Raw genomic sequence first — 14857 nt, forward strand, 5'->3', positions numbered from 1 at the left:
CGGGGTTTGTCTATTGGCAACTGTCAGCCCTTGGAGGACTCACCCGCCGGCAGCGCCTCTTTGCTGCGCCAGTGCGGCAGGGAGTTCCAGTAGCGCTGGCCCTTGGCATCGTCATACAGGCCTTCCCAACGGGAAATCACCAGCACCGCCAGGGCGTTGCCGACCACGTTCAGGGCGGTGCGCGCCATGTCCATCACCCGGTCGACACCGGCGATGAAGGCCAGGCCTTCCAGCGGGATACCCACGCTGCCGAGGGTCGCCAGCAAGACCACGAAGGACACGCCCGGCACCCCGGCAATCCCCTTGGAGGTCACCATCAGGGTCAGCACCAGCAGCAATTGCTGGCTGATGGACAGGTCGATGCCGTAGAGCTGGGCAATGAAGATCGCCGCGATGCTCTGGTACAGCGTCGAACCGTCGAGGTTGAAGGAGTAACCGGTCGGTACCACAAAGCTGCAAATGGCTTTCGGCGCGCCGTAGGCTTCCATCTTCTCGATCACCCGCGGCAGCACGGTTTCGGAACTGGCGGTGGAGTAGGCCAGCACCAGCTCTTCCTTGAAGATGCGCATCAGCTTGATCACCGAGAAGCCGAACAGACGGGCAACCAGGCCAAGGATGGCAAAGGCGAAGAACAGGATGGCGACGTAGACCAGCAGCACCAGCTTGGCCAGCGGCAGCAGGGAAGCGAAGCCGAAGCTGGCGACGGTCACGGAGATCAGTGCGAAAACGCCGATCGGGGCGTAGTTCATGATCATGTGGGTGACCTTGAACATGCTTTCCGACACACCCTGGAACACTTTCACCAGCGGGTCACGCAACTCGGCCTGCAGGCTCGACAGGCCAAGGCCGAAGAGCACCGAGAAGAAGATGATCGGCAGCATTTCACCGCGGGCCAGGGCGGCAAACAGGTTGGAAGGAATCAGGTTGAGGATGGTCTCGATCAACGCATGCTCATGCTGCACTTCGGCGGCGGTGGCCTTGTACTTGGAGATATCCACGGTGCCCAGGGTGCTCATGTCGATGCCCGAGCCCGGGTGAAACACGTTGGCCAGCAACAGGCCGACCACGATGGCGATGGTGGTGACGATCTCGAAGTAGATGATGGTCTTGAGGCCGATGCGCCCCAGTTTCTTGGCGTCGCCGACCCCGGCAATGCCGACCACCAGCGAGGAAATGACGATCGGGATCACGATCATCTTGATCAGGCGGATAAAGATATCGCCTGCCGGTTGCAGGACGTTGCTGATCCACCAGGCCTTCTCGGCACTGAAATGGTTGAGCAGCGCGCCGACTGCAATCCCTAGAACCAGACCGATGAGGATCTGCCAGGCGAGGCTGAGCTTTGCCTTCTTCATTGTTATTTCCCCTTGCTTGAAGTGGAGTCGGGTAGAAGCCCCTCACCGCTGCGTTGACGCAGGCCAGGTGGCGGCCACTGCCCCCATGGGAGGTCATCGCCCACCAGCCTGATGGCTTTTTGGTAGGCGAAAAAAGGCGCAACTATTCCCATGCAGGGGGGGGACGTCTAATGCCGTAAACGCCTACCCTATGCCGAATCGGCATGGCCTTTGTTTAACAATACGACCGTTTCACCCTTGTTCAATAGGACATTTCAGCCGAAAAAAGTGCCGTAAACCGGCCATTTCAAAGCATTTTTTCTTCTGCGGCCTGGCCAGGAATCGAGGCCAAATAAATAGAAAAGTCCTACAAATTCAATCGGAAACAAGAGGAAGATTAAAATGTGATTTCTAGACGTACGGTCACGTCCGGAAATTGGATCCGCTGAAAATGCCACTTAATGTCAGAACGACATAGGATTGAACCAGCAAACACTCCTAGGCTTCGTCATCCAGTCGCCGCGTGGCCAGGCGTCGACCGCGGGTGATCAATTCGACGAACTGCACCGCCGTCAGCGCCTGGGCGAACAGCCACCCCTGGCCGTAATTGACGCCTTCGCTGCTGAGCAGCACGGCCTGCTGCTCGGACTCGATGCCTTCGGCGATCACCCGCAAGTGCAGCGCATGGGCCATGCGGATGATATGCGGTGCCACGCCGCTGCTGGCCGCGTCATGACCCAGGGCATCGATAAACGCCTTGTCGATCTTCAGGCAGTCCACCGGCAGCGTTTGCAGATAGGCCAGGCTGCAATAGCCGGTACCGAAGTCGTCGATCAACACTTGATGACCGGCGTCGCGCAGGGCCTGCAAATTGTCCCGCGCCACCAGCACGTCGATCAGCCCGCGCTCGGTGACTTCGAAGGCGATCTGCCGGGCACTGACCCGGTGCGCCCGTAACAAGTCGGCAATGACCACGCCGATACGCGGCACCATGACATCGCAGGCCGCCAGGTTCACCGAGATGTACAACTGCGGATTGGCCCGCAGCAGTTGACCAAGCTGGTCCAGCAACCGTTGCAGGACGAAATCGGTGATCTGGCGGATCTGCCCGGTGTCTTCCGCCAGGGGAATGAACAGGTCGGGGCTGGTCAAGGTGCCGTCTGGCCGGCGCCAACGGATCAAGGCTTCGGCCCCCACGCAATGACGGCTGGCCAGCTCGAAGATCGGTTGATACAACACCTGGAACTCACCCCGCCGCAGCGCCCCTTGCAGCTCCCCGTTGAGCGACTGCCGCTGTCGGGCCAGTTGCAAGGTCAGGCCGCCGATGCAACAGGCAATCAGCAGGCTCACCGCCAGCAACCACCACCACAGCGGATCCAGCGGCAGTGGCACCGACTCGCGGGGGGCCACCATCACCAGTTGGTATTCCGGTGTCTGGCTGGGCATGCGATAAATCAGTTCACTCGGCGTGATCACCAAGGGGTCGTGCTTTTTTTCCGACCAACCGAGGGGAGGCCAGCTCTGCGCCGGCCCCAGCACCGGAATCGCACGCTGACCACGGTCGACCACGACCAGCAGGCTGCCCCCCGGCGGCAGTTCCACCACATCGCTCAAATGCCCGCGGGAGGTGGAGACCCGGAACTGACCGCGTCCCAGCATCAGGGCTGCCAGGTTGTCATTGGGCTCGGTCGAGGTATTGAGCCAATAGCTGTAGGTCGGTCCACGGATATCCGGCACCCGGGAGGTCACCTGGGCATCCTGGCTGGGCCGGTTGGAACAGGACTGGACGGCGTCGATATAGAAGGCCTGGTAGATAAAGCGGTAGTTGAAGCTCAGTTGCTGCAAGGTCTCGGTCATGGCCGGGCTGCAGTCACGCAAGGGTTGGGCTTCCAATTGGTCGAGCCCTTCACGCAGTTGCCCGAAGAGCTGTTCCAAACGTTCCAGGAAACGCTCTCCCTGGGCATTCATCTGTTCGCTTTCGTTTTGCCGGGCCTGGTGCATCGCTACCCCCAGGCTGCCGCTCAACAAAAGAGCGGCACTGAGCAGGGCCGCCAGCAATGCCAGCGACCAGGGACGATGGAACCAGGAGCGCAACGTCTCACGAGCCGGCATCAGGCAATATCCGAAGGCTTACCAATGAGTTATAGCAACGGATTGACGAGTTGGCCGTAACCGTCCGGCGGTGACGTTATCTTGACTGGTTGAGTACCTGGAGGATCGCGGCACTTTGCGCGTCCGGCTGTCCGTCGAAGCGGGCAGGGCGGAAATGCATCTGGAAGGCCGCGAGCACATGGCGCGTGGCAACATCCAGTTCGCCATTCTGCGGCGTGGTATAGCCCAGGCGAGCGAGCTGCTGCTGGAACCAGGTGATGCTCGGCAGTTGCTCGGCGTAGGCGGCTTGCTGCCGGGCGACCGCCTGTTCGTCAGGCCATACCCCCAGCCCTTCCGCCGCCAGGCGCTTCCAGGGCATCAGCGGTCCCGGGTCCTGCTTGCGCAAGGGCGCGATATCGCTGTGGCCGATCACATTATGCGGCTCGATGCGATTGCGCTTGACGATGTCCTTGAGCAGGACGATCAGCGCCTGGATCTGGGCTTCGCTGTAGGGGTACCAGACGCGCCCGGTGGGCGTCTCGCGGAAACCCGGGTTGACGATTTCAATGCCGATGGAGCTGGAGTTCAGCCAGGTACGCCCCAGCCACTCGCTTTCCCCGGCATGCCAGGCGCGCTGGCTCTCGTCCACCAACTTGTAGAGGGTGGCCTGCTTGTCGTCGCCGATCAGGTAATGGCTGCTGACCTGACCATGGGTCAGCAATCTCAGCGAGTTTTCCATGTTCGCCGAGGTGTAATGGAGGATCACGAACTGCACGCGGTTGTCGTAATTGACCGAAGGGTGGCGGGTGTCCATTCGCGGGCCGCTGGCGCAGCCCGCCAGCAGCAGGATCGAAAGCAGGAGAGGGAACAGTTTCATGGCAGCGGCAACGAGCGAGGACAGAATCCTGACAGCATAACGTACTGGCGTGCACAACAGCGGCCACGGCACTGTTACCTGATGCAACCGCCTCAGCCCTGTTCCACGCGATTGCGCCCGGCATTCTTGGCCCGGTAAAGCGCCTCATCGGCTCTTTTGAGCGCATGATCGCCGCGCTCGCCGGTCCTGAATGCCGACAAACCGACCGACACGGTGATTGTCACGCGCTCGCCCCTGAAGTGGAACGGACAGGCCTCGATGGCCGCGCGCAAGGTCTCGGCCAGCTTGAGCCCGGCGCCGATCGGGGTATTGGGCACCAACAGGACGAACTCCTCGCCACCGAAACGGGCAATGAAGTCACCGGGACGCAGGCGCTTGCGCAACTCGACGGCAATGATCTTCAGCACCTTGTCGCCGGCCAGGTGCCCATAGTTGTCGTTGATCCGCTTGAAGTGGTCGAGATCGAGCATGGCGATCAGCAGGGTGTTGCCGTGCTGCTGCCACTGCGCCACCTCATGCTCCAGCCGCTCGCTCCAGGCCGCGCGATTGGGCAGCCCGGTCAGCGGATCGACCAGGGCTTTCTGGCGCTGTTCCTCGAGGTGATCACGATAGCCCTGGGCTTCCTGCTCCATGTGCGCGACACGCTCGGCCAGGCTTTGCAGGCGGGCGGCGACTTCCTGCTCGCGGATGGCCCGTTGTTGCTGGTGCTGGTCCATGGTGCCGAGCAATCCTTCGAGGCGGTTTTCCAGGACGTGCTTGAGGCTTTCCAGGTCCGCGGCATCCTGCACGCTGCTTTGCAGGCCATCGACGTGTTCGCGCAGTTGGCTGTGCAGTTCGTTGGCCGCCGTGCGCCCCTCGGCATGACCGGCACTGGCCGCCTGCAGGTTGCTCTGGAACGACTCCAGGCGTTCGTTGAGTTGCTTGAGGTAGAGCTCGAAGTCACGCTGGCCGCTGTCGTTGATCGCCAGCATCAACACCGCCAGATCATCGAGCATCGGCAGCAGTTCGTACCAGTTCAGTCCATGTTCGAGGCGGTGGCGCATGGCCTCGGCATGGGCCTGGTGCCGCTCGGGAAGCGTGAGGTCATCCAGCAGGCCCAACAAGGTCGACTCGATGTGTTCGGCCACCGAACTGTAGGACGGTTCCGGGGATTCGGGCAGGGCAAACAGCACGTCCGGCTCCGGGTATTCCGGATCGACGGCCGCCAGCGCTTCAGCCATCACAGGGGGTAACGGCAGGCTGTCGATAAACACCTTGGGCGCGGGATGCGCCACAGGGACCAGCGCTTCAGGCGGGTCTGGCAGCTCGGCGACAGGCGCGGGCAATACGCCGGGCTCGGCAGACGCTACTGGCAACGGTGATTGTTGCTCCTCGCTCGCCGGGGCCGCAGACGGCACCGCCGTCGGCGCCTGCGGCTGCAGCACCGGCGGCGCATAGGCCACCACATCGACAGGCTTGGCCGGGGGCACGACTTCGGGTTCGATAGCGGGTTGCGGCGGTCGAGGCGATTCGGGTTCGGGTGATGCCGTTGCGTCAGCCGGGGCCACGGGGGCGGGGGCGGGCGCAGCCGCAGGCGCAACGACAGATGTCGCCACCGGCGCAGGCTCAGGCGCATGAGCAGGCGCCTCGGGCTCAGGCGCCGCGGACTCGCCCGCCTGAGCCGTAAGCTCTACGGTCCCGGCGGGCGCCGCCGGCGGGTTGCCCGGCGGGGTTTCCTGCGCGGTCTCCTTGCTACCGAACAGCCGCTGCAACAGGCCGGGGCGAGCCGGCTCAACCGAGGGCTCAAGCTGCATCAGCGCCTTGCTTTGCAGGCCACTGAGCTCGCTGAGCAGCAACGGGATTTCCCGAGCCTGACCGACGCGCCCCTCAAGCTGCTTGGCGAAGTGCTTCAACGGCCGCCTGACCTCACGGGGCAACGGCAGGGATTGCAGCTGAGTCACCAGCGCGGTCAACGCGGTGCTCGTCTGTTCGATGCGGGTCTCGCGACGCTGCTCGGAGTCGAGCACGGCCTTTTCCAGCCGGGGCAGCAGGGCCGCCAGGGCGCCGTCCATCTCATCGCTGCGCACGATATCGCGCATTTCCTTCATGCACTGGTCGACCGCGCGGTCGGTGCCTTCCGCCGCCAGGGTGCTGCGCACCAGCCCACGACGAAGCAGGTCGAGACGGGCGTCCCAACGACGCTCGAGCTTTTCCTGTTGTTCAATGCTTTTAAGGTATTTCTCTTTCCAGCGTTCGGCTTCTTCGCTGCTCATGCCCGGCGTCCGCGAGATTTAGCTACTCAAGGCCGGCAACGTATCAGAACCGATGGAACCTGGCAGGCGAATTTCGACGGCTACCGGCAAATGATCGGAAATAGGTTGGGCCAGCACCTCGACCCGCTCCAGCGTCAGGCTGGGGCTAAGCAGAATGTGGTCCAGGCAACGTTGCGGACGCCAACTGGGGAAGGTGGCTTCCACCTGCGGTGCGAGCAAACCGAGGTCGCGTAACGGCGAGTGTAGCAACAGGTCGCTGGCATGGGTGTTCATGTCGCCCATCAGCACCTGGTGCCGAAAACCGCCGATCAGTTCGCGGATATAGGCCAGTTGCCGGGTACGGGTACGCGCCCCCAGGGCCAGGTGCATCATCACCACCGCCAACGCCTCCGGCCCCTCGCCAAAGCGCAGGAAGATGGCCCCGCGACCGGCCGGCCCCGGCAACGGATGATCCTCGATCGCCCAGGGCCGCAAACGGCTCAGCACACCATTGCTGTGCTGGGCCAGGTGCCCGAGGTTGCGATTGAGTTGCTGGTACCAGTAGGGAAAGGCCCCGAGCTGGGCCAGGTGCTCGACCTGATTGACGTAGCCCGAGCGCAGGCTGCCGCCATCGGCCTCCTGGAGGGCGACCAGGTCGAAGTCGGCGAGCAGGCCGCCGATCTTCTGCAGGTTGTCCGCCCGCCCGGTGTGCGGCAACAGGTGTTGCCAGCCACGGGTCAGGTAATGCCGATAACGCTGGGTGCTGATACCGACCTGGATATTGAAGCTGAGCAGGCGCAGGCGATTGTCCGCAGGCAGGCCGCTGCTCTCCAGGTGATGCTCGTTGACCTTGGGCTCATGCAGGCCAACGATACGCTCCTCACCCCAACGCCGCATCATGGCAGCGCCTTACTTCGCCGCCGTCTTGGCCGCTCGTTCCTTGGCGATCAATTGGTCGGCGACATTCAGCGCGGCTTCAGGACCACCGGCGGTGCCGAGGTCGAAGCGGTACTTGCCGTTGACGATCATGGTCGGTACGCCAGTGATGCCGTACTGCTCGGCCAGGTCCTTGGCCTTCTTCATCTGGCCGACGATCGCGAACGATTTGAAGGTTTCGAGGAACTTCTGCTTGTCGACGCCTTGGGTGGCGAGGAAATCGGCCATCTCCTCAGGCTGGACCAGCTTGTGGGTTTTCTGCACTTCTTCGAACACGGCCTTGTGCACACGGCTTTCCACACCCATGGCTTCCAGGGTCAGGAACATCTGGCCGTGAGCGTTCCAGGGGCCACCGAAAATGGCCGGGATACGCACGAAGTTCACATCGCTGGGCAGCTTCTCGACCCAGGGATTGATGGTCGGCTCAAAGGCATAGCAATGCGGGCAGCCGTACCAGAAGAACTCGATCACTTCGACCTTGCCCGGGACGGCCACCTGCCCTGGCTTTTCCAGTTCGACATAGGTCTTGCCGGGCTCAAGGGGCACATCGGCGGCCTGGGCCGTCATGCCAAACAGGCTGGCGGTGACGAGTGCGGCGCTGAGAATCAGATTACGCATGCTTTGCTCCTGGACATGTTATGTCGCCTCAGACGCGACCTGTAACTTCAGACAGACCGGGATGGGCTCTAGTTCGATGAATAGTGTAGCGGCAGCGGCCACAAAAAAGGGCGGCCAAGGCCACCCTTTTATCGTTGCAGCAGCGGATTAATCGATCATTAACGTTGCGAAAGATGACAATCCCCCGCGCGCCTGACCGTCAGAACCTCAGTGCAGGCCCTGTACGTAGCTGGCGACGGCTTCGATATCCTTGTTGCTCATCTTGGCAGCGATGCTCTGCATGATCTTGGTATCGCCGTCGTTGGTGCGGTTGCCTTCACGGAAGTCGGTCAACTGCTTGGCCACGTACTGCGCATGCTGGCCGCCCAGGTGCGGGAAGCCGGCGGCGGCGTTGCCCGCGCCATTGGGCGAGTGGCAGCCGATACAGGACGGCATGCCCTGGTCCAGCTTGCCACCGCGGAACAACTCTTCACCGTGGGCCACCACCTTGGGATCGGCGGCGCCGACACTGCCTGCCTGGCTGGAGAAGTAGGCGGCGATATCGGACAGGTCCTGGTCGCTCAGGTTGGTCAGCAGGCCGGTCATTTCCAGCACGGTGCGCTTGCCCGCCTTGATGTCCTGCAACTGCTTGGTCAGGTAGCGTTCGCCCTGGCCCGCCAGTTTCGGAAAGTTGGGCGCCATGCTGTTACCATCAGGTCCGTGGCAGGCGCCACAGACGGCGGCCTTGGCCTGACCGGCCTTGGCGTCGCCAGCGGCCTGCGCCAGGCCTGTGATCCCCAGGGTCAACAGCAGACTCACGATCAGTTTGTTCATCAGCTAATCCAACTACGGCTAAGGGTTAAGAGTTATGGACCGGGCTCACTCGCTCATCCACTGGATGATGCTTCGGTAATCCTCGGTACTGCAGTCCATGCACAAACCACGCGGCGGCATCGCCTTGAAACCCTGGGTCACGTGTTGCACCAGCGTCTCCATACCTTGTGCCAATCTTGGCTTCCAGGCCGCCTGATCACCCTTTCGAGGGGCCATCGGCAACTGTCCGGCATGGCAGGCACCACAAACACGGTTGTACACGGCTTCCGGTTCCTGTGTAGCCTGCGCGCTGTAAAGCGGCATCAAGAGTCCGGCGGCCAGCAGCCATTGGGTCATGAATGACCTTCTCAGGGTTGGAAGCGTACCGCGTTCTACTGCGCGTATCGCTACCGTGGGCTTCATCCCCTGTCGGGACAAAGCACACACAAAATCTGCGGCATTATATACTGGCGCTACTGAAACGGAAACGACACTGCTGCCGCGTCTATCCCCGGCACCGCCCACATCGGAAATCCCATGCAACTCAAGAACCCCATTCTCGGCCTGTGCCAACAGGCTACCTTCATGCTCAGCGCCGCCAAGGTCGACCAGTGCCCGGACGACGAAGGCTTTGAAGTGGCCTTTGCCGGCCGCTCCAACGCCGGCAAATCCAGCGCCCTCAACACCCTGACCCATGCGAGCCTGGCGCGCACCTCGAAAACCCCGGGGCGCACGCAGCTATTGAATTTCTTCAAGCTAGACGATGATCGGCGTCTGGTCGACCTGCCGGGCTACGGTTATGCAAAAGTTCCGATTCCGCTCAAGCAGCATTGGCAGCGTCACCTGGAAGCCTACCTGGGCAGCCGCGAGAGTCTGAAGGGCCTGATCCTGATGATGGACATCCGCCATCCGATGACCGACTTCGACCTGCTGATGCTCGATTGGGCGGTAGCCAGCGGCATGCCGATGCACATCCTGCTGACCAAGGCCGACAAGCTGACCTACGGCGCGGCGAAGAACACCCTGCTCAAGGTGCAGTCGGAAATCCGCAAGGGCTGGGGGGAAACCATCAGCATCCAGTTGTTCTCGGCGCCCAAGCGCATGGGCCTGGAAGAGGCCTACACGGTGCTGGCGGACTGGATGGAACTGGCGGACAAGGGTGCCGAGGAAGCAGCGGAGTAAGACGCCTGCGCCCTTGAAGACAACGCAAAACCTGTGGGAGCCGGCTTGCTGGCGATGGCGGCCGGATGGTCGCTGCAAGGCTTACGGGCCTCATCGCCGGCAAGCCAGCTCCTACAAGGGTCCGCGAGCCACCTCTGACGCGGCATGACGCGCCATAGGGGCAAATTTTAATTAAAAAAAACCCCGGACTTCGTATGGGGAGGAGAAGTTCGGGGTCCAAGTTCCGAACCGCTAGGGCGGGGTCCGGAATATCTGCCAACACTTAACACAACATAGGAGCATCGAAGGGCTTCACCAGCCATTCAGTAACTCTGAGTGCCGCGTCGCCGATTTAGTTCCGGAAACTTTCAAAAACTATTTGGCATAAGTGACGCGCATTCCCGAACTAATGGCCTTTCGGTGGTGTTTTGTGGGAGCCGGCTTGCTGCGGGCGGCGTTCCGACGATAGCGTCCGGGTGGGCAGCGCAAGACTCAAGGGCCTCACGCCGGCAAGCCGGCTCCTACAAGGGTCCGTGGTGCGTTCAGGATCGGTGTTTAATGCGCCTCATCCCAGTTGTTGCCCACGCCCACTTCCACCAGCAACGGCACGTCCAGCTGCACCGCACCGCTCATGTACAGGCGGATCTTCTCGCTGACTTCCTCCACCAGGTCCTCGCGCACCTCCAGCACCAGTTCGTCGTGTACCTGGAGGATGACCCGGGCATCCAGGCCGGATTCGCAGAGCCAGTCATCCACCGCCACCATGGCTTTCTTGATGATGTCCGCCGCCGTCCCCTGCATCGGCGCATTGATCGCCGTGCGCTCGGCGGCGGCACGCTCCTGGGGCTTGTTGGAGTGGATGTCCGGCAGGTACAGCCGACGCCCGAACAGGGTTTCGACATAACCCTGCTCCGAAGCCTGGCCACGGGTACGCTCCATGTATTCGCGAACCCCCGGATAGCGGGCGAAATACAGGTCGATATAGGCCTTGGCCGTCTTGGTGTCGACGCCGATGTCCTTGCCCAGTTTCTGCGCGCCCATGCCATAGATCAGGCCGAAGTTGATGGCCTTGGCGCTGCGGCGCTGGTCGGACGTGACCTCGCCCAGCTCCACCTTGAACACTTCCGCCGCCGTCGCCGTGTGCACGTCGAGGTTGTGGCGGAAGGCATTGAGCAAGCCTTCGTCCTTGGACAGGTGGGCCATGATCCGCAGCTCGATCTGCGAATAGTCCGCCGCCAGCAGCTTGTAGCCGGCAGGTGCGATGAACGCCTGGCGAATCCGCCGCCCTTCGGCGGTACGCACCGGGATGTTCTGCAGGTTCGGATCGCTGGAGGACAGGCGCCCGGTGGCCGCCACCGCCTGATGGTAGGAGGTGTGGATACGCCCGGTACGCGGGTTGATCTGCTCCGGCAGGCGATCGGTGTAGGTACTTTTCAACTTGCTCATGGAGCGGTACTGCATCAGCACCTTGGGCAACGGGTAATCGTCCTCGGCCAGCTTGGCCAATACCTCTTCCGCCGTGGACGCCTGGCCCTTGCCGGTCTTCTTCAGCACCGGCATGCCGAGCTTCTCGTAGAGAATCGCCCCGAGTTGCTTGGGCGAGCCGAGATTGAACTCTTCGCCGGCGATCTCGAACGCTTCGCGCTCCAGCGCCACCATCTTCTCGCCCAGTTCAAGGCTCTGCACCCCGAGCAACTCGGCATCCACCAGCGCGCCCTGGCGCTCGATCCGCGCCAGGACCGGCACCAGCGGCATTTCGATATCGGTCAGCACACTGAGCAGGCTCGGTACGGCCGCCAATTGCCCATGCAGGGCCTGGTGCAGGCGCAAGGTCACGTCGGCGTCTTCGGCGGCATAAGGCCCGGCCTGCTCCAGGGCGATCTGGTCGAAGGTCAGCTGCTTGGCGCCCTTGCCGGCGATGTCCTGGAAACCGACGGTGTCGTAGTCGAGGTACTTTTTCGCCAGGCTGTCCATGTCGTGCCGGGTCGCCGTGGCATTGAGCACGTAGGACTCGAGCATGGTGTCGAAGGCAATGCCGCGCACGCTGATGCCGCAGGCCGGGTCGCCGCCGATGGCGCAGTTGGCGAGGATATTCATGTCGAACTTGGCGTGCTGGCCGACCTTGAGTTTTTCCGGGTCTTCCAGCAGGGGCTTCAACGCCCGCAGCACGCTGTCGCGGTCCAGTTGCTCCGGCGCACCGATATAGGAATGGGCCAACGGCACATAGGCGGCTTCATTGGCCTGTACGGCGAAGGAAACCCCCACCAGTTGCGCCTGTTGTGCGTCGATCCCGGTGGTTTCGGTGTCGAAGGCGAAGAGTTTCGCCTCCTTGAGCTTCTTCAGCCAGACATCGAAGCGGGCCTGATCGAGGATGGTTTCGTACTGCGGCTGGCTGGCAACCTCGGCCACCGGCGGGGCAGCCTCCACGGCCGCCGGCTCGGTGTCGAAGAGCATGGCGCTGTCCGCCGTGGGCGTCGTGACCGGCGCCTGCACGATGCGCTTGGCTTCGCGCTGCAACTCGTCGATCCAGCTCTTGAACTCCAGGTGGGCATACAACTCTGCCAGCTTTTCCCGATCCGGCTCGCCCAGGTGCAGGTCGTCCAGGCCGATCTCCAGCGGCACATCGACCTTGATGGTCGCCAGGCGATAGGACAGGAACGCCATTTCCTTGTGTTCCAGCAACTTGGCCGGCAAGGTCTTCGCCCCGCGAATCGGCAGGTTCGGCACCTGGTCGAGCTGCTCGTACAACTCTTTCAAGCCACCGTTGACCCCCACCAGCAAGGCCACGGCGGTTTTCTCGCCGACGCCCTTGACCCCGGGAATGTTGTCGGAAGAGTCGCCCATCAACGCCAGCAGATCGATGATCTGCTCGGGAGCGACGCCAAACTTCGCCTTCACGCCCTCCACGTCCATCGAGGTTTCGGACATGGTGTTGACCAGGGTAATGTGCCCGTCGACCAACTGCGCCATGTCCTTGTCACCGGTGGAGATCACCACCGGGCGGTCGGCGGCCGCGCTGCTGCGGGCCAGGGTGCCGATCACGTCGTCGGCTTCCACGCCTTCCACGCACAGCAAGGGGAAACCCAGGGCGCGCACGCTGGCATGCAGCGGCTCGATCTGCACGCGCATGTCGTCGGGCATGCTCGGGCGGTTGGCCTTGTAGTCGGCGTACATTTCATCGCGAAAGGTCCCGCCCTTGGCGTCGAAGACCACCGCGAACGGGCTTTCCGGATACTGTTTGCGCAGGCTTCTGAGCATGTTCAACACGCCCTTGACCGCCCCCGTGGGCATGCCCTTGGACGTGGTGAGCGGCGGCATCGCGTGGAAGGCGCGATACAGGTAGGAAGAACCGTCCACCAGGACGAGAGGGGCTTGGCTCATGAGTACGATCAACCTTTTCGGCGGGTGCGGCGGTAGAATAGCCGGACCGTTGACGACAAAGGGACAAGGTTATCATGCGCACACTCAATCGCCTGTTGTTGGGCGGCCTGCTTGCACTCTCGCCGCTGGCCGTCATGGCGGCGTCGGATGCGCCGTCAGCCGAGCCAGAAGTGACGATTCACACGGAAGGTGACAAAACGATCCAGGAATACCGGGTAAATGGCTTTCTGTACGCCATCAAGGTCACCCCCAAAGGTGGCAAGCCCTACTTTCTGGTCCGTGCCGACGGAACTGATGCAAACTATATCCGCTCGGACCAGCCGGATATGCTGATCCCCGCTTGGAAGATCTTCGAGTGGAAGTAAGCCCTTAACTTTAATCGGTGCCGCCTTAGTGGCGGCGCCCGTACTGGCAGTTTTAACCATGTCTGTGTTCACCCCCCTGGCTCGGCCTGAGCTGGAAACCTTTCTCGCCCCTTATGGGCTCGGTCGTTTGCTCGACTTCCAGGGAATTGCCGCCGGCAGTGAAAACACCAACTTCTTCATCAGCCTGGAACGGGGCGAGTACGTCCTGACCCTGGTCGAGCGCGGACCGGTGCAGGAAATGCCGTTCTTCATCGAACTGCTCGACGTCCTGCATGACGCCGACCTGCCGGTGCCCTATGCCTTGCGCACCACCGACGGCCAGGCCCTGCGCGAACTGGCCGGCAAGCCGGCGCTGCTGCAACCGCGGCTGGCCGGCAAGCACATCAAGCAAGCCAATGCCCAGCACTGCGCGCAAGTGGGCGAGCTGCTCGGTCACCTGCACCTGGCGACCCGCGACAAGATCCTCGAACGCAAGACCGATCGCGGCCTGGACTGGATGCTCGAGGAGGGCGAAAAGCTGATGTCGCACCTGGGCGACGAGGCGCGCGAGCTGTTGCAGGCGGCACTGGAAGAGATCGGCCGATACAAGGCGCAGATCCTCGCGCTGCCACGGGCCAACCTGCACGCCGACCTGTTCCGCGACAACGCGATGTTCGAAGGCACCCACCTGACCGGGTTGATCGACTTCTACAACGCCTGTTCCGGGCCGATGCTGTACGACGTGGCGATTGCCTTGAACGACTGGTGTTCGGATGAGGACGGGCGGCTCGACGGGCAACGGGCCCGGGCGCTGTTGGGGGCTTATGCCGGCCTGCGGCCGTTCACCGCCGCCGAGGCGGAGTTGTGGCCGGCGATGCTGCGGGTGGCTTGCGTGCGCTTCTGGCTGTCGCGGCTGATTGCCGCCGAGTCCTTTGCCGGGCAGGACGTGCTGATTCACGATCCGATGGAGTTCCAGCGGCGCCTGGCGCAGCGCCAGCAGGTCGGCATGCCGTTGCCGTTCGCGCTCTAACCTCGAAATCTCCCCTCCAATGTAGGAACAGCCGGTCGACGCTCGATTGCTCGCGATGGACG

Annotated in this window: 12 protein-coding genes; 3 read left to right on the forward strand and 9 right to left on the reverse strand. The window is 62.5% G+C overall.

Annotated elements, in window-relative coordinates; translation table 11 throughout:
- Nucleotides 1-23: 23 nt before the first annotated feature.
- The 8 genes from gltP to UCMB321_RS00140 all read right to left on the reverse strand — a co-directional run bounded on the left by gltP (nucleotide 24) and on the right by UCMB321_RS00140 (nucleotide 9236).
- Complete coding sequence (gene gltP / locus UCMB321_RS00105) at nucleotides 24-1355, reverse strand: glutamate/aspartate:proton symporter GltP (RefSeq protein ID WP_040062855.1); 1332 nt, start codon at nucleotides 1353-1355, stop codon at nucleotides 24-26.
- A 477-nt stretch (nucleotides 1356-1832) separates the two neighbouring features.
- On the reverse strand, nucleotides 1833-3446 hold the full coding sequence (locus UCMB321_RS00110; RefSeq protein WP_040062857.1) for an EAL domain-containing protein: 1614 nt from the start codon (nucleotides 3444-3446) through the stop codon (nucleotides 1833-1835).
- Between the two features lie 76 nt (nucleotides 3447-3522).
- Complete coding sequence (locus tag UCMB321_RS00115) at nucleotides 3523-4302, reverse strand: N-acetylmuramoyl-L-alanine amidase (protein WP_040062861.1); 780 nt, start codon at nucleotides 4300-4302, stop codon at nucleotides 3523-3525.
- Between the two features lie 92 nt (nucleotides 4303-4394).
- A complete protein-coding gene (locus UCMB321_RS00120) occupies nucleotides 4395-6554 on the reverse strand; it encodes a GGDEF domain-containing protein (RefSeq protein WP_040062863.1) in 2160 nt (719 codons plus the stop codon).
- Between the two features lie 18 nt (nucleotides 6555-6572).
- Nucleotides 6573-7433 (reverse strand): endonuclease/exonuclease/phosphatase family protein, encoded by an 861-nt coding sequence (locus UCMB321_RS00125; protein ID WP_167337405.1) that lies wholly within the window; start codon nucleotides 7431-7433, stop codon nucleotides 6573-6575.
- A 9-nt stretch (nucleotides 7434-7442) separates the two neighbouring features.
- The gene (locus UCMB321_RS00130) at nucleotides 7443-8087 is read right to left on the reverse strand and encodes a thiol:disulfide interchange protein DsbA/DsbL (RefSeq protein WP_040062866.1); all 645 of its coding nucleotides are present in this window, start codon (nucleotides 8085-8087) and stop codon (nucleotides 7443-7445) included.
- Nucleotides 8088-8294: 207 nt separating this feature from the next.
- Nucleotides 8295-8900 carry a c-type cytochrome gene (locus UCMB321_RS00135; RefSeq protein ID WP_040062867.1) on the reverse strand — a complete coding sequence of 202 codons (606 nt, stop codon included), beginning with the start codon at nucleotides 8898-8900 and terminating at the stop codon, nucleotides 8295-8297.
- A 45-nt stretch (nucleotides 8901-8945) separates the two neighbouring features.
- On the reverse strand, nucleotides 8946-9236 hold the full coding sequence (locus UCMB321_RS00140) for a c-type cytochrome (RefSeq protein WP_040062869.1): 291 nt from the start codon (nucleotides 9234-9236) through the stop codon (nucleotides 8946-8948).
- Nucleotides 9237-9416: 180 nt separating this feature from the next.
- Between UCMB321_RS00140 and yihA the strand changes: the two genes are divergently transcribed.
- On the forward strand, nucleotides 9417-10061 hold the full coding sequence (gene yihA / locus UCMB321_RS00145; protein ID WP_040062872.1) for a ribosome biogenesis GTP-binding protein YihA/YsxC: 645 nt from the start codon (nucleotides 9417-9419) through the stop codon (nucleotides 10059-10061).
- Between the two features lie 534 nt (nucleotides 10062-10595).
- Here yihA and polA read toward each other — a convergent pair.
- Nucleotides 10596-13421, reverse strand: a complete 2826-nt coding sequence (gene polA, locus UCMB321_RS00150; RefSeq protein ID WP_040062873.1) for a DNA polymerase I — start codon at nucleotides 13419-13421, stop codon at nucleotides 10596-10598.
- A gap of 74 nt (nucleotides 13422-13495) precedes the next feature.
- Here polA and UCMB321_RS00155 point away from each other — a divergent pair, with 74 nt between their 5' ends.
- Nucleotides 13496-13786 (forward strand): DUF2782 domain-containing protein, encoded by a 291-nt coding sequence (locus UCMB321_RS00155; RefSeq protein ID WP_040062875.1) that lies wholly within the window; start codon nucleotides 13496-13498, stop codon nucleotides 13784-13786.
- A 58-nt stretch (nucleotides 13787-13844) separates the two neighbouring features.
- The gene (locus UCMB321_RS00160; RefSeq protein WP_040062877.1) at nucleotides 13845-14795 is read left to right on the forward strand and encodes a homoserine kinase; all 951 of its coding nucleotides are present in this window, start codon (nucleotides 13845-13847) and stop codon (nucleotides 14793-14795) included.
- Nucleotides 14796-14857 lie beyond the last annotated feature (62 nt).

Source organism: Pseudomonas batumici (assembly GCF_000820515.1).
Taxonomy (GTDB): Bacteria; Pseudomonadota; Gammaproteobacteria; order Pseudomonadales; family Pseudomonadaceae; genus Aquipseudomonas; species Aquipseudomonas batumici.